The sequence below is a fragment of the Bacillota bacterium genome (assembly GCA_012727955.1).
Taxonomy (GTDB): Bacteria; Bacillota; Limnochordia; order DTU087; family JAAYGB01; genus JAAYGB01.
Genome location: JAAYGB010000059.1, coordinates 37303 through 56854 on the forward strand (window position 1 = coordinate 37303; position 19552 = coordinate 56854).

At 52.8% G+C, this 19552-nt stretch carries 18 protein-coding genes and 1 tRNA gene; 7 read left to right on the forward strand and 12 right to left on the reverse strand.

The genetic code is table 11. From position 1 onward, the window contains the following. Nucleotides 1-33: 33 nt before the first annotated feature. From GX030_09850 to GX030_09870, 5 genes are all read right to left on the reverse strand, one after another. A complete protein-coding gene (locus tag GX030_09850) occupies nt 34-294 on the reverse strand; it encodes a stage V sporulation protein S (GenBank protein NLV92677.1) in 261 nt (86 codons plus the stop codon). Between the two features lie 198 nt (nt 295-492). Further along, nucleotides 493-2055: a ribonuclease Y gene (gene rny / locus GX030_09855; GenBank protein ID NLV92678.1), complete on the reverse strand. Its 1563-nt coding sequence runs from the start codon at nt 2053-2055 to the stop codon at nt 493-495. 212 nt (nt 2056-2267) lie between these two features. Further along, complete coding sequence (locus tag GX030_09860; protein ID NLV92679.1) at nt 2268-2954, reverse strand: hypothetical protein; 687 nt, start codon at nt 2952-2954, stop codon at nt 2268-2270. Continuing rightward, nucleotides 2951-3985, reverse strand: a complete 1035-nt coding sequence (recA, locus tag GX030_09865; protein ID NLV92680.1) for a recombinase RecA — start codon at nt 3983-3985, stop codon at nt 2951-2953. Before recA ends, GX030_09860 begins: the two co-directional genes overlap by 4 nt. A 182-nt stretch (nt 3986-4167) precedes the next feature. Then, nucleotides 4168-5415, reverse strand: a complete 1248-nt coding sequence (locus tag GX030_09870) for a competence/damage-inducible protein A (GenBank protein ID NLV92681.1) — start codon at nt 5413-5415, stop codon at nt 4168-4170. A 628-nt stretch (nt 5416-6043) separates the two neighbouring features. Here GX030_09870 and GX030_09875 point away from each other — a divergent pair. Next, nucleotides 6044-6262, forward strand: coding sequence for a hypothetical protein (locus GX030_09875; protein NLV92682.1), 219 nt, complete (start codon nt 6044-6046; stop codon nt 6260-6262). Nucleotides 6263-6312: 50 nt separating this feature from the next. Here GX030_09875 and GX030_09880 read toward each other — a convergent pair whose 3' ends face one another. The 4 genes from GX030_09880 to rimO all read right to left on the reverse strand — a co-directional run bounded on the left by GX030_09880 (nt 6313) and on the right by rimO (nt 10347). After that, a complete protein-coding gene (locus tag GX030_09880) occupies nt 6313-7803 on the reverse strand; it encodes an AAA family ATPase (protein NLV92683.1) in 1491 nt (496 codons plus the stop codon). 54 nt (nt 7804-7857) lie between these two features. Then, a complete protein-coding gene (locus tag GX030_09885) occupies nt 7858-8364 on the reverse strand; it encodes a hypothetical protein (protein ID NLV92684.1) in 507 nt (168 codons plus the stop codon). A gap of 139 nt (nt 8365-8503) precedes the next feature. After that, nucleotides 8504-9028 carry a CDP-diacylglycerol--glycerol-3-phosphate 3-phosphatidyltransferase gene (gene pgsA / locus GX030_09890; protein NLV92685.1) on the reverse strand — a complete coding sequence of 175 codons (525 nt, stop codon included), beginning with the start codon at nt 9026-9028 and terminating at the stop codon, nt 8504-8506. Then, entirely contained in the window at nt 9025-10347 is a 1323-nt protein-coding gene (rimO, locus tag GX030_09895; GenBank protein ID NLV92686.1) for a 30S ribosomal protein S12 methylthiotransferase RimO, read from the reverse strand. The genes pgsA and rimO overlap by 4 nt, the downstream gene beginning before the upstream one ends. Before the next feature lie 174 nt (nt 10348-10521). Here rimO and GX030_09900 point away from each other — a divergent pair, with 174 nt between their 5' ends. The 6 genes from GX030_09900 to GX030_09925 all read left to right on the forward strand — a co-directional run bounded on the left by GX030_09900 (nt 10522) and on the right by GX030_09925 (nt 16170). Then, on the forward strand, nt 10522-10947 hold the full coding sequence (locus GX030_09900; protein ID NLV92687.1) for a hypothetical protein: 426 nt from the start codon (nt 10522-10524) through the stop codon (nt 10945-10947). Beyond that, nucleotides 10925-12343 carry a hypothetical protein gene (locus GX030_09905; protein ID NLV92688.1) on the forward strand — a complete coding sequence of 473 codons (1419 nt, stop codon included), beginning with the start codon at nt 10925-10927 and terminating at the stop codon, nt 12341-12343. The genes GX030_09900 and GX030_09905 overlap by 23 nt, the downstream gene beginning before the upstream one ends. A gap of 55 nt (nt 12344-12398) precedes the next feature. After that, nucleotides 12399-12474: transfer RNA gene (locus tag GX030_09910), tRNA-Ala, on the forward strand. A gap of 79 nt (nt 12475-12553) precedes the next feature. Further along, nucleotides 12554-13384, forward strand: coding sequence for a Dam family site-specific DNA-(adenine-N6)-methyltransferase (locus GX030_09915; protein ID NLV92689.1), 831 nt, complete (start codon nt 12554-12556; stop codon nt 13382-13384). Nucleotides 13385-13460: 76 nt separating this feature from the next. Next, entirely contained in the window at nt 13461-15305 is a 1845-nt protein-coding gene (locus GX030_09920; GenBank protein ID NLV92690.1) for a DEAD/DEAH box helicase, read from the forward strand. Further along, on the forward strand, nt 15298-16170 hold the full coding sequence (locus GX030_09925) for a hypothetical protein (protein NLV92691.1): 873 nt from the start codon (nt 15298-15300) through the stop codon (nt 16168-16170). The genes GX030_09920 and GX030_09925 overlap by 8 nt, the downstream gene beginning before the upstream one ends. Here GX030_09925 and GX030_09930 read toward each other — a convergent pair. Genes GX030_09930 through GX030_09940 form a run of 3 tightly spaced genes read right to left on the reverse strand, consistent with a single transcriptional unit; the run spans nt 16119 to nt 19522 of the window. After that, nucleotides 16119-16661, reverse strand: coding sequence for a gamma carbonic anhydrase family protein (locus tag GX030_09930; GenBank protein NLV92692.1), 543 nt, complete (start codon nt 16659-16661; stop codon nt 16119-16121). The two genes, GX030_09925 and GX030_09930, sit on opposite strands and share 52 nt — an antisense overlap. Before the next feature lie 17 nt (nt 16662-16678). Continuing rightward, on the reverse strand, nt 16679-19129 hold the full coding sequence (locus GX030_09935) for a DEAD/DEAH box helicase (GenBank protein NLV92693.1): 2451 nt from the start codon (nt 19127-19129) through the stop codon (nt 16679-16681). 3 nt (nt 19130-19132) lie between these two features. Beyond that, nucleotides 19133-19522, reverse strand: coding sequence for a GNAT family N-acetyltransferase (locus GX030_09940; GenBank protein NLV92694.1), 390 nt, complete (start codon nt 19520-19522; stop codon nt 19133-19135). Nucleotides 19523-19552: the final 30 nt, after the last annotated feature.

The following is a 19552-nucleotide window of genomic DNA, read 5'->3' on the forward strand; positions in this document are numbered from 1 at the left end:
CTCCAACTTAAGTTACAACTAGGTACAACGTGCTTAGCGCGGTTGCACAATGAGTTTGATCGCTGTTCGCTCTTCTCCATCGATCAAAATGTCGGTAAAAGCTGGAATGCAGATCAAATCTACTCCGCTGGGAGCGACGAATCCTCGGGCTATGGCTACCGCCTTCACTGCCTGGTTAAGTGCTCCGGCACCTATGGCTTGCATTTCGGCGGTGCCCTTCTCCCGTAGTACCCCTGCTAGCGCTCCAGCAACAGAATTTGGATTTGACTTGGAGGAAACCTTTAGTACTTCCATGTCTTGTCAACCTCCCTCGATGTGTTTGGACATGTTCGTGTGCAATCCCTGATACTACTATACCAATATATTGATGCAAGGAGAGAGGATTCCTTTTTTTAATGGATAATTTTCACAATTTTTCTCGAATTCATCGCGGGGGTATACAACGAGACACCCGTCAGGGTGTCTCGTAGGCAATAGCCAGGCCACAAATTCCTAGCGGGCATACTCTACGGCTCGGGTTTCCCGAATCACCGTAACTTTGATCTGACCTGGATACTCTAATTCCGATTCGATTCTCTTTACAATATCTCGGGCAATCTGGGCAGACATCTGATCGCCTACCCGATCGGGTTTCACCATAATCCGAATCTCACGACCGGCCTGGATGGCAAAGGCCTTTTCCACACCTTCAAAGGAATCGGCAATGGCCTCTAGGCTCTCCAGTCGCTTGATATAGGCTTCTAGCGTCTCCCGGCGAGCTCCAGGACGGGCTGCCGAAATGGAATCAGCCGCCGCCACTAAGACAGCTTCTACGGATTCCACTTCAGTGTCGCCATGGTGACAAGCTACGGCGTGGATGACAGCCTCGGATTCTCCGTATTTGCGCAACAGGTCTACCCCGATCTGTACGTGGGTACCTTCCACCTCGTGATCGATGGCTTTACCAATATCGTGCAGCAATCCCGCCCGCTTGGCGACCTTTTCATCGGCATGCAATTCTGCTGCCATAATCCCGGCCAAGTGAGCAACTTCTATCGAGTGATTGAGCACATTTTGTCCATAGCTGGTTCTAAAGCGCAAACGACCCAGCAGTTTCACCAGTTCAGGATGCAACCCATGTACCTTGGTGGCAAAGGTAGCCTGCTCGCCCTCTTCCCGGATAACCGAGTCAACTTCCTTCTTGGCCTTCTCAACCATTTCCTCGATCCGAGCCGGATGAATTCGACCATCGGCAATCAACCGCTCTAAGGCGATGCGAGCGATTTCCCGCCGTACCGGATCAAAGCCAGACAGAATCACTGCTTCCGGCGTGTCATCGATAATCAAATCGATTCCGGTAAGGGTTTCCAGAGCTCTAATATTTCGTCCCTCACGACCGATGATTCTGCCCTTCATCTCATCATTGGGCAAATTGACTACAGACACCGTTGTCTCCGCGGCATGGTCTGCAGCACAGCGTTGAATCGCTTGGGCGATGACATTGCGAGCTCTTTTTTCCGCCTCCTCCTTAGCCTGGGTTTCGATTTCCTTGATCATTTTTGCTGTTTCGTGTTTGACCTCTTCTCTGACTTGAGTCAGAATCAGGTCCTTCGCATCTTCTGTGGTTAGACCGGAGATACGCTCCAACTCGGCGCGCTGCTTATTGAGGGTTTCCTCTAACTCCTGCTGCATCGATTCCAGTTGGGTCCTTTGTCGAGCGATCTGCTCCTCTCTCCGCTCTACACCTTCAAGTTTCCGATCGAGAACCTCTTCCTTCTGCACCAGTCGCCGCTCTTGCTGCGACAGCTCGTTACGCCGTTCTCGATTTTCTCTATCCTGTTCAGCCCGAAGGCGGTGGATCTCTTCCTTGGCCTCTAGCAAAGCTTCCCGTTTCTTAGCTTCGCCTTCCTTCTCGGCTTCCAGGAGAATCCTCTTCGCGGCCTCCTCAGCTGAGGTTATCTTAGCCTCGGCAATGAACTTCCTCACTAGGTAGCCAATGCCAAGGGATACAGCTGCTACAAGTACATAATATAAAGCGGTAATGCGATTCACCTCCAAATCCCGATCTATTTTCATTTCCTAGGTCAGGCTAGCAAGAGCACATTCTTGTACAACATGTCAGACAGCTTAGATGAAGGAAAGCCGAGTATCACACTCGGCTCCCAACAGATACCACTCTAAGTTGCTGCCAGCCATCTTCGTCCTGCAATCTATAGCAAATTCGTCTAACACAAAGCCCGCTCGTCTAATTTTATCCCTTTGGGGAATACACTGTCAAGCTATGACTCTCAGTCACAGTTTGATTCCTGTAGTACCTCTGCCACCGCGTGCTTGATGGCGCTGTACTCAAAACCACGCCGCTGCAAAAAGGCGGTTAGCTTACGCCTGACAGTCAGTGAATCAGCGTCTTTGTACTTGCGAAGCTGCTTATTGGCCAGTTGCAGGGCCATAGCAGACTCATCCAGAAGATGGCTAACTTCATCAAGGGTCTCTTCGATTAAATTCTTGTCTACTCCCTTTTGCCTGAGCTCTAAGAACAATCGTCGTCGACCCATGGGGTTAGTGGCTAGGCGATGCTGAACCCAACGAACTACAAACTCGCGATCATCAACTAGTCCCTGCTGTTTCAGCCAGCCGATCACCTCATCAATGCAATCGGCGTCTATTGGTAATCCCTGTAAATAGCGGCGAATCTCCTCTTCCGTCCGCTGCCGATAGGATAGGAAGTTGATCACCCGCTGCTTACACCACTTCACTACATGGGCATTGATCGTTTGCTGTAATTGGACATCGGTGATCTGAGTCCCCTCTGTCCAACTTTGTTGGTAGAAAATCTCAGCATCGAGGTTGATTACGTACTTGCCATCCAACTCCATCTCGATATCTTGACCGAGAAACCGATATGCCGTTAGCTGCCAGGGACCACCCTCCTTGGGAACCTGGGGCAGGGATGGTCCTTTGCTGCCTCGACTCATTGAGCCTGTCTCTCCTGAGCTTCTTGCTCTTCAGGCAGAATCAAAAGAGGCAACCCGGCCTTCTCACGGATCTTGTTTTCAATTTCACGGGCCAAGTCAGGATTTTCCTTCAAGAACTGCTTTGAGTTTTCCCGGCCTTGACCTAACCTGATATCCCCATAGGAGTACCAAGCTCCACTCTTGGAGACGATGTCCATATCTGCACCAACGTCTAGAATGTCGCCCTCCCGAGAGATACCCTCTCCGTACATGATATCAAATTGAGCTTCCTTGAAGGGGGGCGCAACTTTGTTCTTCACCACTCGAACCCGGGTGCGGTTGCCCACAACCTCGGTCCCCTGCTTGATAGAATCGATTCGACGAATATCCATGCGAATAGAGGAGTAGAATTTCAGGGCTCGTCCACCGGGAGTGGTTTCCGGAGACCCAAACATTACCCCCACCTTTTCTCGAATCTGGTTGGTAAACAGGACCGTAGTTCGAGATTTGCTAATGGCACCGGTCAATTTCCTCAGCGCCTGACTCATCAACCGGGCCTGCAGTCCGACATGGGCATCGCCCATCTCCCCTTCGATCTCTGCCCGAGGAACTAAGGCCGCTACGGAGTCCACAATAATGACATCCACCGCGCCACTTCGCACCAAGGCTTCGGCAATTTCCAGGGCCTGTTCGGCCATATCCGGTTGCGAAATGAGCAAATTGTCGATGTCAACCCCCAAACTCTTGGCATAGGCGGGATCCTGCGCGTGTTCAACGTCAATGAAAGCGGCAATTCCTCCGGCTTTCTGCGCCTCGGCAATTAGATGCAGAGCCAACGTGGTCTTACCCGATGACTCTGGCCCATAAATTTCCGCAATCCTTCCCCTAGGAATCCCCCCGACTCCTAAAGCTATGTCTAGAGCCAAAGACCCGGTAGAAATTACCGACACATCTACAGGGGTAGCCTCTCCCAGTCTCATAATCGAACCTTTTCCAAATTGGCGCTCTATCTGACTCAAAGCCACTTCCAGTGCTTTCTGACGCTCGGACAAGATCTATTTTCCTCCCTTTTCGACCAAGAATCCACACTCTTGGCAAACACCTGTTCTTCCCCTTCATTATATCATATCAGCCATATCCTGACTAGCTACAACCCCCGAGGGCAACAGCCGGTGATAGGAAGTCCTTCGGCACCGGTCAGGTAAATCCTTGGCAAGCCCGGACTGCCAGCCATCTACTGCAAAGAGAGGATGTACAGCCGCAGCATGTTAATCACATTGGAGGCGGTTCTGTGCTTGATCATTTCCCGATCGCCATAGAAGCGAAACTCCCTCCACTGGGTCTGGCCAGGGCCAGCTACAGCAGCGTATACCAAACCAACGGGCTTTTCAGGGGTTCCCCCGCCTGGTCCAGCAATCCCGGTGACACCCACCCCAAAATCCGTCTGGGCCCATCTTTTCACCCCTTCAGCCATCGCAACAGCAGTCTGCCAACTAACGGCCCCATGCTGGTTCAAGACATCCCTGGGCACCCCTAGAACCTCTTCCTTCGCCTCATTGCTGTAAGTGATTGCCCCTCGCATATAGAAAGCAGAGCTGCCGGGGATATTAGTGAGACGATGGGAAACCAGACCCCCGGTACAGGACTCGGCCACCGCCAAGGTATATCCTCCCTCGGTCAACAGCCGCGCGGTAGCCCCTTCCAGATTATCATCTCCGTAACCATAGGCATATTCACCAACCCGATCTTTAATCGCTGCTTCAACGGGATCGATTAACGCCTCAGCCTCCTCGGTGGTGGCCGCAAAGGCGGTCACCCGAATCCGCACCTCGCCGGAACCGGCATAGAGAGCGATGGTGGGATTGGTCTGAGCCTGAAGAATATCGGCAAGCTCCTCTTCTAGACTGGATTCGCCGATACCAAAAAAGCGAATCGTTCGGGAGTGAATCACTCCACCCTTACCGGAAAGCCGACTTTGGAGATAGGGCACCACGGTCTTTGTGGTCATCCCCTCCAATTCCACCGGCACTCCCGGCAGGCAAATCACTGTGCAGCCCTGGAACTCACAGATGATTCCCGGCGCGGTACCCCATTCGTTGGGAATCAATTTGGCGCCTTCGGGGATTTTGGCTTGCCTTTGATTGTTGGAAGACATTCGACTGTGGCGATGGGCGAACTTCTCTGATACCATCGCCGCCGCCTCTGAACTGAAGACTAGCTTGCGCCCCAAGGCCAAAGCCACTGCCTCCTTGGTCAAGTCATCGCTGGTGGGCCCCAACCCGCCGCTGGTGATCACCAAGTCTGTCCGACCGATGGCTTGCTTGATGGCCGCTACCATTCGCTGGAGATTGTCCCCAACGGTGGATTTATAGTAGACACCAATGCCACACGCGGCCAACACCCGAGACAAAAAGGCCGCATTTGTATCAACGATCTCCCCCAGAAGTAACTCTGTTCCAATGGTCAAGATTTCTGCCTTCAATATGCGTAGTCGCCCCCCAAGATTCTGAGGAGCCACCTTCCCCCCTCAAAAAGAAACTATATTCCATTGATTCGTGGCTTCCCTTACTATTTCCCGCCACCACCTGGATGAAATTTCAAGCCGGCAAGGGGCTGCACCCTCGTTTCCTGAGCTGGGCCTTGCCTGGCATAATTATCTTCTTGGGTAATTATCCACTTAGGTAAATTGTTTGTAAACCCTCTTATATAGGCATTGACCGACCTCAGCCCGGTGGTATAATGATTTTAATAAACTGGAACAATATACAGATTCTGAGATTGGAGGCATACAGGTGAGGTGTCCGGAACGCCGGTGGAAAATTGGCCCCAGTCGCTGTCTAAGTTGCGACCATTTCGGCGGATATCACAACCGGGGAGTTCTATGTTACCGCGCCAATCGCAGAATTCAGTTCAGCTACAACAATGAACCAGCAACTGCACTTACGGGAAGCAACGGAAAAAGTAGAAAATCCTAATAACTGGTGCTGCTTCATGGCTGTCACTGCAAGGGGATCGCAAAACTCACCACCGGCAGAGAAATCCGATGGTGAGTTTTTGCTGTACTTGGTCATACTAAGGGCAGATAGCAGCCAAGAAAGGAGCACCTGGTTGTGCATGATGGGACCAACTACGACTATCAGACGGATTTGAAGCTGATTGCCAGTCACTGCAGCGAGTATGAGTCTGTCGCCGAAGCTCAAGGCTACGGATATTCCTGGTTAAATACCGAACAAGATGATACCGAGGCTTCCTGTGACGATTGCCTCTACTGGGCAATGGGCCAGTGTGCGATCTATACAGGACGTATGGCCTCTCGGCGAAGCTACTAGCCAGGACCTAATGGTGAAACCAGCTTTCTCTGGGAGTCACTCTTTGCGGGCTAGGCGGCCTTGCCGGCAAGGGCCTCGGCAATTTCCGAGCCATCCAACCGTTCCTGTGCCTGCAACTGAGCTGCCAGCCGCTGGGCTACGGCTTCGTTCTCCCGCAAGAGGTCGACTACCCGCTGGTATTGCTGAGTCACAATCTTACCGATATTGTTTTGCAGCTCCTGGCCCGAAAGGTCCCGGGGGCTGACAATTCCCAAGGGGGACATCCCAGAAAGTACCATCCGCTTTGCGATTTGCGTTGCTTGCTCAAAATCGCCTACGGAGCCGGTACTCTTGCTGCCAAAAAACAGTTCCTCAGCGGCAGCACCCGCCAAAGCGATAGCGATTTGGTTCTCTAACTCCCCTTCCGTGTACAAATACCGGTCATCCTGGGGATTTTGCCGCATATAACCGAGAGCAGAACCCCGGGATGTAATCGTCACCGAGGAGACCGAGCCTGGCTGCAGCAACTCGCTAATCAAAGCGTGACCAATCTCGTGATGAGCTATTCTCTTCAGTTCACTAGGGCGTGGACGACGGGGCAGCTTCTCACCGAGCATCACCTTCTCGATGGCGTCTTTAATGTGCTCGGCGGTGATGACCTCCATATTCCTTCTCATTGCTCCAATCGCTGCTTCGTTGAGCAAACTCTCTAGGTGAGCTCCCGAAAAGCCAAAGGTCTCAGCGGCGATGTCATCCAATGAAACCTCGGGACTTAAGGGTTTACCCCGGGCGTGAATTTGGAGAATGTGTTTTCTCGCCGCCTTGTCGGGAAGGTCAACTTTGACAATGCGATCAAATCGACCGGGTCGCAGCAAAGCGTCATCCATCAGATCCGCCCGGTTAGTGGCAGCGATGACTAAGATCCTAACTTCATCCTCGGAATTGATCCCATCCATGCAGACCAACAGTTGATTTAGAGTCTGATCGTATTCTAGATGGCTGGAGTTACTTCCCCGCTTACCACCTAACACTTCGATTTCATCAATAAAGATAATCGCGCTGGCCAGGCCCTGCTTTTTGGCTTGTTCCTTGGCCCTTTGAAAGAGCTGGCGCACCCTGGATGCCCCCACACCGGCATACATCTCAACGAAATTCGAACCACTGGCGGCGATAAATGTAGAATTGGTGTAGTTAGCCGCGGCCTTAGCTAATAGGGTCTTTCCTGTACCCGGCGGTCCGGTCAACAGTATCCCTTTGATGGGACGAATCCCCAGGGCGCGACACTTGGCGGCATCGGTAACAAACTCCAAGGCTTCCATCAACTCCCGCTTGGCTACCTCTTGGCCACCGATATCGGCGAAGGTAGTTGGCGGAGAATTCTTAGCCACCTTGCTCACCGTCTCCAACTGATTTTGCCCCAGCCTTCCGTCGGCCATGAGCTTAAAGGCGACGGCAATCCCGCTCAGGACTACTAAGGGCGTGATGTCAACGCCGGCAATAGCCAAAGTTACCATTAACCCTAGGGCTGTTCCGATCAGTACTTCTTTGAATGGACTCCTCATAAACTACCAATCCCTCCCCATATCTTGCTACGTCCCGTGTTGTTAGGTGCTTGACTATGCCCTAGGAAAAACGGAGTAGAGGTAATTTTCTCCCTGACCTATCTGGAGATAGACATTGTCACTATCTACGGCTAGCTTATAGTTGGAGATCCCTTCATTAACCATCACCTGTGCAACGGAATCGTTCATCACGGTAAATCGCCCGGTGGCGATCCCTTCCTGAATCACAAAATGGACCCTATGCAGAACTTCCTCTAGGGTCGGACTGGATTGATCCAAAATTTCGATCTCCCCACCATCGCTGCCTAGGACTTCCCGAGCAGTGGCCTGCAACTGGCGATAAAGCCGAGGCAAATCAACATCCTTGGCCACTGCAACCACCAGCTCCTGTCCACCGGGAACCTCCAGCAATTCAAAGGATTCGACTCCGGTGATAGCCAAAAATCTCTCCTTCAGAGGGCGCTCCACCTTCTGCATATACAGTAGTCTCTGCCCAGCCACGCCCAGTAGTGTGACGATTACCAATGTTATGACAATAATGGATATACGTGTCTTGTTCATTTTGTGTAGCCCTCCCCTGCCTGACCATTATAACATGGAATCAACGAAAAAAAGCCGCTCCATCCAAGGAGCGGCCAAGCAACATTTGTCCATCCTACCAATGAAAGACAACCAAACCAAGGTTTCCTCGACAGTCTGGTTACTTGGAGGAATCAAGATTGAGGAATTTCCCGGCCCGGGCAAAGTAATCCACCGCTGAGACGATGGTGATCAAAGCGGCTAACCACAAAAGGAACAGAGCGCCGGGAAGCTGAAGTAAAATCGCAACGATAGCTACGATCTGGGTGATGGTCTTAATCTTTCCCAACTTGCTGGCTGCAATCACAATTCCTTCCGTCACCGCCACCATTCGCAGGCCTGAGACAGCAAATTCCCGCCCAATAATAATCATCGCTACCCAAGCCGAGACCAAATTCATCTGAACCAAACTGACCAAAGCCCCGGAGATCAGGAGCTTGTCAGCAATGGGATCCAATAACTGACCCAGCTTAGTAACTTGATTGCGACTGCGGGCAATATACCCATCCAAACCATCGGTGATGGCGGCCAAGATAAAAACCAGGGCGGCAAAATAGGCCCCGTAGGGAATTTTCACCAAGACCAGTGCCATAAACACCGGAACCAGTACAATCCTAACGATGGTCAAAGTCGTTGGTAAGTTCACCCTTCGTCCTCCTCAACCTGACCGACAAGGTCATAGGCATACGCTTCTGTAATTCTTACCGGAACAATGTCCCCCACCTTCAGGCTGGGATCACCGATATATATCACACCATCAACCTCTGGAGCCTGGAAGGGACCCCTGCCCTGCATCACCAAGTCAGATTCCTGGGAAGTACCCTCGATCAACACGGGATAGATTTTGTCCACCCGCTGTCGATTTTTCCGCCATGAAATACCCTGCTGGATCTGCATCAGCTTATCCCTGCGCTGCAGCTTAACCTCTTCATCGACTTGACCTTCCATATCATAGGCCTCCGTTCCCTCTTCCCGGGAATAGGGGAAAACTCCCACATGATCAAACTCAATCTCAGAGACAAACTGACAGAGCTCGGCAAAGGCGGCTTCTGTCTCTCCAGGGAACCCCACGATCAAGGTAGTGCGCAGGGTAATATCGGGAATCCTGCGGCGAATTTTTTCAATCAGTTCCTTAATTCTCAGTTGATCGGCGGGACGGCGCATCCGACGAAGGATATTCCCATTGGCGTGCTGGAGGGGAATATCCAGGTACTTGCAAACCTTAGGCTCCGTCGCCATCACTTCGAGGAGCTCATCGGTGAGATTAGCTGGATAGGTATACAGGACCCGAATCCACTCTATCCCTTCTATCTGCGCCAGCCGGCGCAGCAGTTCCGGCAGCTGAGGCTTGCCGTATAGATCTATTCCGTAGGCCGAGGTATCTTGGGCGATGAGGTTGATTTCCTTGGTGCCCTGAACCGCCATCCCCATAACCTCTGTAACGATGGATTCAAGGGAACGACTTCTAAACCTACCCCGCAAACTGGGAATAACACAGAAGGCACAGCGATGATCACAGCCCTCCGCGATCTTAACGTAGGCACTGTAGCCGCCGGTAGACAGCATTCTCGGTAGCTCTTTTTCATAAGAGATATTCTTGTCCCCGATCTGAGTGGTGCGTCGACCTTCCAGGGCAGAATTCAAGATATTGACAATCTGGTCGAAGTCACCGGTTCCCACTACGGCGTCGACCTCCGGCATTTCCTCCATCAATTCCTCGCCATAGCGTTGACTCAAACAGCCGGTAACGATGAGGGCCCGACAGTTGCCCTGGGATTTATATTCAGCCATCTCCAAGATAGTATCAATTGACTCTTCCTTGGCGGGACCGATAAAGGAACAGGTATTTACGATAATGGCGTCAGCTTCCTGGGAATCGCTGGTAATCTCATATCCCGCGTCCCGTAACATCCCTAACATTATTTCGCTGTCAACCAAGTTTTTGGCGCATCCCAGCGAAACCATTCCAACCTTTTTCACTAATTTGCTTCCCCCTAGCTAGACTAAAAACCTCAATCAATTATATCAGAATATATCGGAAACCTACCCCTGCCAACAATGCCTGGCTGATAATGCCAGGAAACAGTATCCCTCGCGGAGAATACAGAGGTATCCTGTGCTGTGGAAAGGAGCTTGCCGGTGCCACCTTATTATATAGACCAACCCCTTGTCTGGCTAGTCCTGTTGGCAGCAGCCTATATACTTCTATTGGTGGCTGCCGTGGCTAAAAGGCTTCGAGCCAAGTACCCACGGGAACCTCTTCTGGGCGAAGGCCCAACGGCGGAGGAGTTTTTCGGCTATCAAGTGAAACGATGTCACCAGCTCTTGACCATAATTGGAGCTGGTTTGGTGACCTGGGACGGGATCGCCTCTGGTATTTTGCTTACCGGAGCGAAATGGTTATCCCAAGCCCTTTATCGGCTGCATCGGTATAGCGACAGGATCTTTGCTTGGCCCTGGAACCTAGTGGGCGGTGCCATCACTACCTTGGGCGAAGCAGTGCAGACTCTATTTGCCCTTGGCAAAGGCAGGGAGGATACCAATGATACAACTCATTCTCTTTAGTACTATTTTCATCGCGCTTGCCATCCTGGTGGTGCCACAAAGGCTAGCCCCGCTGCTACCCTGGCTCGCCTCCTTGGGGCACTCTTTGCCATATCTCGGGCTGGGAAGGATCACCGCACAACTGGAAGCAGGGATGACACCCAGTGTTTTCTACTCAATCAACCTTTTTGAGTCCACACTGGACTTTTCCTTCGCATTTAGCCGTGAAGCTGGCATTCTCCTGCTAGCCCTGCTCCCCTTCTTCATTCTCATCAGTGTAGGTGACGGGCAAGCCCCGGAAAAGACAGATACCAGAAACAGACGACGGCGCCTCGTGGGCACTTTGCTTACCCACCTTGGTCTAATTGGTCTTGTTACCTCCACCTCAGTGATGGCACTGGTCATCACCTGGCCGCTGTTTCTTCTCGGTAACTACCTGCTGGTATTCTGGGATCAGCGATTGGCGTCCAAAGGGGGAGCTGGATTCCGTCATGCTGTCTTTGCTGCCATGCTCCTCAGTACTCTGCTGCTCACTTGGAGCCTGGTCACCCTGGCCAGTGCCGCTGGCACCTTTGACTTCGCGGCCATTATCCCAGCGGCCCAGGAGTCCATCCTTCCCACAACTCAGTGGTGGATTCTGTTGGGAGTATTCCTAGCAGTGGCCGTCGTTCTGCCGACCTTTCCCCTACATGGATGGCTTTCTAGTTCCGGGAAGCTGTCGGCAGTCACTGCTGCATTGCTGGTGGGTCTTGTGAGTAAGGGTGCTTTACTGATTCTGATTACTGCCGGCCTTAGGCTGCTTCCCGATGCAGCGCCTTCCTTTGGCTTTGCTTTGGTGATCGTTGGCTTGCTGACCATGGCATACGGTGCTCTCGCAGCCTTTGGGACCACAGGCTCGACGTCAACGGCCTACCATGGGATGATCTACAATGGAATCTTGTTGATCCTGGCTGGCTTTGGTACCGAGGCTTCCCTGTTGGCCTTTGCCTTTGGGCTGGTCTTAGCCCCCTACTTGCTGTACTTCCGCTACCTTTTGGCGGACTGGGCCTCTGCCATTGATTCCGATAAGGCAAGGGTTGACAAGCCCCACTGGGCAGTGGGGCTGGGCTTTGGAATTGCCTTAGTTTTAGTAGCCTTCCTTCCCGGTAGTCCCGGTCTGCCGTGGTTGGTGCTCACACTATCGGCGCTGCGGATTTCATGGATCACCGCAGCAGGGATCTTGGTTTTTGCGGTGTGCCACGCTGGCCACCTGATCGCTAACAGAGCAACCCTTGAGGAAAGTATCAGTGCCTTGATCTCCCGGCGGCATTACCTGGCCGCGGTTCTCGCCGGTCTTCTGATCCTGGTGGGTCTCTTTCCCGGTGCTCTGACCCGGTGGCTCCTCCCCGTCAGTAAAATTCTTAGCTTTATCCCGTAGTTCATCTAGACAGCAGGAATAGGTTGCGGTATAATAGCTCTGGATTTGATTTTCCGGGCTCGTAGCTCAGTTGGGAGAGCGCCGCGTTCGCAACGCGGAGGCCGAGGGTTCGAATCCCTTCGAGTCCACCAAAACCCCTACCCGGGAATCGACCGGTAGGGGTTTTTTCTTTTCCCGCCATTGTCTGGACCGGAAGGGGGTAGGAGATGCATGCCTGGCAAGACACAGCAGCAGGACTTTTCAACTAGTGATGATCGGGGCCAGCTTAGACCTCCCCTTAAGTGGGCCGGCGGTAAACGCTGGTTGGTGCCCCATTTAAGAAGCTTGTGGGCCGAACATCGGCACAGACGCCTGGTGGAACCCTTCTGTGGCGGCCTGGCAGTATCTCTAGGGCTTCTGCCCCAGCGGGCTCTTCTTAACGACATCAATGTCCACCTGATCAACTTCTACACCTGGTTGCAAAATGGGCTGGTGGCTTCTTTGCCGATGAAAAACGATGAAGAGTTGTACTATACCCACCGGGACCGATTCAACCGCCTGATTGATGCCAACCAGGCTCACTCCAAAACAGCCGCGGAGCTTTTTTATTACCTGAACCGCACCGGCTACAACGGGCTCTGTAGATTTAACCGCAAGGGCCACTTCAACGTCCCCTTCGGCCGCTACACTAGGATCAATTACATCAAAGATTTCACTCCGTACCAGAAGGTGCTGGCCCACTGGCAATTCTCCTCTGTGGATTTTGCTCGGCTGCAGCTAAAGGCCGATGATTTCATCTATGCCGACCCTCCCTATGACGTCGAGTTCACCAGCTATGCCGCAAGGGACTTTGATTGGTCGGATCAGGTCCGATTGGCTAGATGGTTATCCCGCCATCCTGGACCGGTGGTTCTGTCTAACCAGGCCACGGGCCGGATCATCGAACTCTATCGCAGTCTCGGCTTTGAGCTCCACTTCCTCTATGGTCCCCGCAGAATTTCCTGCGATGGCGACCGCACTCCCGCTAAGGAAGTCCTCGCCACCAAGAACCTCCAGGGGTAGTTGGGCTGCCGTTATAACCTTGCCCGGGTCAGTAAACACTACAATAGTGGACACCCTGCAAGAAAGGAGGCAGCCCATGGAAATCATCATCACTGTACCTCTGCTTCGGGGTAACCTGGGGGAAGGTTTTGGGCAACAGGCAAAACCTGAGACCTTTTTTCCCCCTCGTACCGTCGACGGTCTCTTCGATGTCCTCCTTTCCCGAAGCGAATTCGCCACTCTCCAAAAACAAATTCGCCGCAAACAATTCGATAGTTGGACTTGGCACCAGTTGGCTAGAACGGGGTATCATCTCAGCTGCCAGAAGGACTGGCAACAGCTGTTGTGTCCCCGACATCTGGCCGACCGTTGGCGGAAGGAAAATGTCGTTGCCTATCCCCATCAGCTAGATACATTGCACCGAGTGGTGAACATCATGCGGGGCCGGGCAATTCTCGCCGATGAAGTTGGCCTAGGCAAGACCATCGAAGCCGGGATGATCCTCAAGGAATATATTCTGCGAGGCTTGGTGCAACGGGTGCTGATCCTCACTCCTTCTTCATTGTGCTGGCAATGGTATGAGGAGCTCCGGGATAAATTCGGCATCATCACCCAGATCCAGCGCCACCAATTTGACTGGGAACATTCCCCCCAGATCATTGCCTCCATCGATACCGCCAAACGTCAACCCCATCGGGATATTGTCTTGGGCATTGACTGGGATATGGTTATCGTCGATGAAGCCCATCGCTTGAAGAATTCACGTACTGCCAATTGGCAGTTTGTCAACCAACTGTCAAAAAAATACTTTCTCTTGCTCACTGCCACTCCGGTGCAAAACGACCTTCGAGAGTTGTACAACCTGATTACTCTGCTCAAACCAGGACAACTGGGTTCCTACAAGGACTTCCAACGTCGTTACGTTGCCGACAAACGGACGCCCAATAACACAGCAGAGCTTCGCCGTCTGTTGAGCCAAGTGATGGTACGCAATCGCCGAGGTCAAGACACTGTCCAATTTACCAAGCGTAACGTCCAGGCGGTGCCCATCAAGGGCTACCCTGAAGAAATCGCATTCTATCGAGCGGTGACTGATTTTGTGCAAGAAGAGTATCACAGGTCTACCAACCTGGGGCAAAATCGGTTAGCCCTAATCACTCTCCAGAGAGAAGCCTGCAGCAGTCCCTGGGCCGCGGCGGTCACTTTGGACAAGATGCGGCAAGTGGCAGCGGATCCTGCCGTCGTTGCCCGCCTGAACCAATTAATTGATCAAGCCATGGCCATCGAGACCACCGCGAAGCTGGACAAAGTAGTGGAGTTGGCCCAAACCATCGGAGAAAAGGTGCTGGTCTTCACCGAATACCGAGCCTCCTTAACCCATATTCGCCAACACCTGGAAGCTGCAGGATTGGCCACTTTAGGCTTTGATGGTTCCTTGTCCAAGGGGCGAAAGGAATGGTCTAAGTTCCTATTTCAGCAATACGGTGATGTGCTGGTTAGTACCGAATCCGGCGGTGAGGGACTGAACTTCCAGTTCTGCCATCACCTGATCAACTTTGATCTGCCCTGGAACCCGATGCGAGTGGAGCAAAGGATCGGTCGGGTCCATCGCCTTGGGCAAACCCATGATGTGGAGATCTACAACTTCGCTACCTTGGGTACCATCGAGGAACATATCGTCTACTTACTGCAGGAAAAGATCAACATGTTTGAGATGGTGATCGGCGAACTGGATGCCATTCTCCATCGGCTCGATGGTGACCACTCTTTGGAGACGAGAATTATGAACATTCTGTCCAATGCCAGGGATGAAGAGGATCTAGCCCAACAAATTGATTCCTTGGGAGACCAAATTCTCAAGGCAAAAAGCCAGTTGCCCCCCAGTATTATCGATACCATTCTGCTGCAACAACCATCTCAAGGAGTGAAATTAAATGCATAGCCTGCCGACGGCACAGAATTTGCAGACTCCGGTCCAATGGAGTAAGCAGCAAACCCAGCTAGCGCGATTTGTTGTCGAGTATCTCAATGCACTGGGGGCTTCCCATCACTGGGATGGAGATATCCTGGTGGCAGAACTTGACGAAGACCAGGCCAGGGTGCTCACGGGGCTGATGGCACCGGCCCAAACCCTGAAACTAGCCTTTCATCCTGAACTGCTGACAGACCCTAGCATTGAATTGATCTGTCCCGGCAGCTTTCGTCTGGAGCAAATCCTTGATTCCATCGCCCGACGCAGCAAGATCACATGCCAGTTCGGTTACACCGAGGCAGACCGGTGGGGAATGGCCCCGGTAACCTTTGTTCCCTTTCTCTTTATGGTCCTGCACCTTGGTTACCTAAGTCCCAGCCGGCAGGAGGAAAATTGCATCGAAGTGGGGTGTAATCTGGTAACGGGGCAAGTGATTGCCAATCCCTATCGGTATCTTGTCTCCCTGTACCGCAGCACCCTACCTCCCTTCCCCGCTCAACGCTACAAGCGGCGGATTTCCTTCCTGCAGGCCTATCGCGACTGCATTGGACAATACATCGTTGATCTCCTCAAGCAGGAAGATCGCAAATGGGCTGAAGAAGCTTCAGCCCATTTGCAGCAAGAGTCTCAAGAAATAGCAGAATATTTCACACGCCTCGATTTCCTCAATGCTACCGACGACAAAGCCGAGGAAAGAGCCTCAGAAAAGGAGCTCCGGCTCAAGGAGGCCCAACTTCGCAATCAACCGCGAGTGGTGGTCCGTCCCTTAACCAGTGCACTCCTTTACTTATCAGAATCAGCCTTGGCCCTCAATTCGGTGCCGCTGTCGAGATAGGCCTCGGTCAAACGCAGGTAGCCCTCGAGGTTGGCTTTGACAAAGGCTAACTGCTCATCGGTCATGTCAGTGCGAATCACCTTGGCCGGGACACCCACTGCCAAACTGCGGGGAGGAATCTCCTTCCCCTCCCCCACCAAAGCACCGGCTCCTACGATGGCCTTTTCCCCAACGACAGCGCCGTTGAGAACAATCGCCCCCATCCCAATCAAGGCATCGTCTTTGATGGTAGCCCCATGGATCACGGCATTATGACCAATGGTCACATGGCGGCCAACCACCGTCGGATAGTCGTAATCCACATGAACGGTGGAGTTATCCTGGATGTTGGACCCTTCACCGATTTCAATGGAGTTGATATCCGCTCGCAGTACGGTATTAAACCAGACACTGACGTTGGGATGCAAAGTCACATCACCAATCAGGCGGGCGCCCTCGGCGATAAAGACATTATCCGCAATCTGCGGCTCCTTGCCGTTAAACTTCATCATCGTTTTTTGCATTATGACTACTCCTTTAGCCTTTGAACTTGCTTGCGGATCCGAAGCTCGACTCTCTCCGGAAGGGGTTTGCTCACCGGTCTCACCACTTCCTGGGTGGCGGCCACCTGGTCCTCGGCGGACCAGGAAGGTACAGGCCGCAGGGGGATATAGGGTTCCTTCCCCAACAAATCGTGCAGAATCACCAGGGCTGCTTCCTTGTCGGGAATTCGCCCCTTGCTATCGGCCTCGGGGTCCAATTGTGCATAGGGCGGCAGCGGAGCCCCTACACAGGAAGGACAGCCATCGAGACAGCTACATCCTTCAATGAGCTGCAAACAGGCTTCCAAGATCTCCTCCATCTTCTCATAGGCCTTCTGGGCATAGCCAATACCGCCGGGATAACGGTCGAAGAGAAACACCGTTGGGACACCGGTGTTACTGGACTCAACTACAGAACCGATATCCATCGGATCACACATCGCAAACAAAGGTACAACCTCTGTAGCAACGTTGGCCAGTCCCAAGAGTCCATCGACGGGATTTCGCCCGTACTCCCGAACACGATGGAGGGTGTTAAGTGGCGGAATCAGCCAAACGCCACAGGTATCCAGGGCTGTAGGCGGCAAGTCAACTTTGCCAAAGCCAATACTGTCCCGGTCTTCAAACTTGATTTTCTTAAACATATAGGTGATGTAAGTCACTTCTACTTCGCCAAAGGCGACGGTTGCCTCACCCATGGACCGGCGGATTTCCTCGGTTTCCACCTGCAGGCGACGATCGGAGATTGCCTGGGTGTAATAGTCCAATTCAGCCCGATGGACGTAGGCCACCTTTTCCGTGGTATCCAGCTTTGAGACAAAGTAAGAGTCTCCGTCATGCATGTATACCGCTTCAGTATGGAGTTGAACAAAGGCACTGAGCTCATCGGTGGAGCCGATCACCTGGGGCTCTCCGGTAATATCAACGATGGTATAGGTGTTCTCGGAGATGTTGCGAAGGTTGACGTCTTCTGCCGGGTATCCGCTGCCCACCCAAAACCAGCGGTTACCACGATACACTACCTGGCGGTCTTCACCGAGAATATCCAGAATCGCCGGTGCATACTGGCCAAAATCCGATTCCTCCTGCACCTGAATCGGCAATTCATGGGCCGCAGCCCGCAGGTGCCCAACGACAACGTAGGGATTGTCGCCGTCAACCACAGCATGTTCCGGACTTTGCTCAAAGAAGTACTGGGGATGGGCCATCAGATATTGATCAATGGGCGTGTTATGGGCCAGGAGAAACACCAGGGAATCGGTGCCACTTCTACCGGCTCGCCCTGCCTGCTGCCAAGTACTGGCAATGGTCCCCGGAAAACCAACGATCAGCGCGGCATCCAAACCGCCAATGTCAATCCCCAGCTCCAGGGCGTTGGTACTGACCACCCCTAACAGCTCACCGGAAAAGAGTTGTTGCTCGATGAGCCGCCTTTCCTTGGGCAAGTAGCCACCCCGGTAAGCCCTGATGGCATTGGCCATGGCCGCCCCATCACGGGACAGCACCTCCCGCACGTAACGATAGAGCAATTCTGCAGAGACCCGGGCCCTGGTGAAAGTGATGGTCTGAACTCTAGATTTGAGCAGTCGGACCAACAATTCCTTGGCTTCACTGTTAGTACTGCGTCTTTTCGTGGTCCCCTCAAGAAAGGGAGGATTCCACAGGACAAAGGTCTTCTTCCCCTTAGGTGAGCCATCGTTGGTCACCGCAGTGACAGTATCTCCGATCAAATTGGCAGCCAGTTCCCTTGGATTGGCAATGGTGGCACTACAGAGAATGAACTGGGGGTCGCTGCCGTAGTGGCGACAGATGCGCCGCAGCCTGCGAATTACATTCACCACATTGGAGCCGAAGATCCCCCGATAGGTATGAATCTCATCGATGACGATGAACTTCAGCCGAGCGAAAAACTTGCCCCAACTACTGTGATTGGGCAAAATGGCACCGTGGAGCATGTCGGGATTCGTCAAAATGCAGTTTCCCTCATCCCTTAGCTTGCGCCGTTCGTTACGAGGAGTGTCGCCATCATAGGTCCCCGACACCAAAGGCAACCCGGGAATTAGCGATTGCCACCGGGCAAGTCCCCGTTGTTGGTCCTGGGCCAATGCCTTGGTGGGAAAGATATACAGTGCCGTAGTATCGGGGTGGTAAATTAGCTGCTCCAGCACCGGTAGATTATAGCATAGGGTCTTCCCGCTGGCCGTCGAAGTAACCACCACTACATTCTTACCCCTGCGGGCTAAGGTAATGGCCTCGGCTTGATGGGAGTACAGCCGGGAAATTCCCATTTCTTTCAGGGCCGAAGTTAGTACCACCGGTAACGGGTCCTCTAGTTTCCCGTACACTGCCTCTCTTGCCGGTATTTCCTGGATATCCACTATCTGACCCTGATAATCAGGATCGCTGGTAAGTGCCTCTAAGAATCTCTTTACGTCCACCTTTTAGTCTCTCCCCTGCAGCAGCTTCTCCACGGGAAAGTGGACAATTCCCGCCTCGAGAAAGGCCTCTCCGGTTACTTGATACCCCAGTCGTTGGTAGAACTTGAGGGCATGGTCCTGGGCATGAAGCCGCAACCGAACAAGCCCCTGCTCCCGAGCCGCAGCCTCCACCTTCCGCAAAAGGGCTGAACCGATCCCACGGCCCCGAAAGGGGGAAAGCACACTCATCCTGCCCACCTTGCCTTCATCGCCATGGACCACAAGGCGTGCCGCCCCCACTGCTTGTCCATTCACCAGGGCCAAGAAGTGGATAGCTGAATCATCTTCTGCATCCTTCTCCAACTCCGGAGGAACCTGTTGCTCTCGGACAAACACTTCCTCCCGAATGGCCATCACCTGCTGCAGTTCCTCAGGAGTTTGAGC

Coding starts and splice junctions, on each gene's coding strand:
- GX030_09860 (NLV92679.1), bottom strand. CDS start 2,954: ATGAGTCGAGGCAGCAAAGGACCATCCCTGCCCCAGGTTCCCAAGGAG.
- GX030_09925 (NLV92691.1), top strand. CDS start 15,298: ATGCATAGCCTGCCGACGGCACAGAATTTGCAGACTCCGGTCCAATGG.
- GX030_09905 (NLV92688.1), top strand. CDS start 10,925: ATGATACAACTCATTCTCTTTAGTACTATTTTCATCGCGCTTGCCATC.
- rimO (NLV92686.1), bottom strand. CDS start 10,347: ATGGTTTCGCTGGGATGCGCCAAAAACTTGGTTGACAGCGAAATAATG.
- GX030_09940 (NLV92694.1), bottom strand. CDS start 19,522: ATGGCCATTCGGGAGGAAGTGTTTGTCCGAGAGCAACAGGTTCCTCCG.
- rny (NLV92678.1), bottom strand. CDS start 2,055: ATGAAAATAGATCGGGATTTGGAGGTGAATCGCATTACCGCTTTATAT.
- GX030_09915 (NLV92689.1), top strand. CDS start 12,554: ATGCCTGGCAAGACACAGCAGCAGGACTTTTCAACTAGTGATGATCGG.
- GX030_09930 (NLV92692.1), bottom strand. CDS start 16,661: ATGATGAAGTTTAACGGCAAGGAGCCGCAGATTGCGGATAATGTCTTT.
- GX030_09880 (NLV92683.1), bottom strand. CDS start 7,803: ATGAGGAGTCCATTCAAAGAAGTACTGATCGGAACAGCCCTAGGGTTA.
- GX030_09850 (NLV92677.1), bottom strand. CDS start 294: ATGGAAGTACTAAAGGTTTCCTCCAAGTCAAATCCAAATTCTGTTGCT.
- GX030_09920 (NLV92690.1), top strand. CDS start 13,461: ATGGAAATCATCATCACTGTACCTCTGCTTCGGGGTAACCTGGGGGAA.
- GX030_09885 (NLV92684.1), bottom strand. CDS start 8,364: ATGAACAAGACACGTATATCCATTATTGTCATAACATTGGTAATCGTC.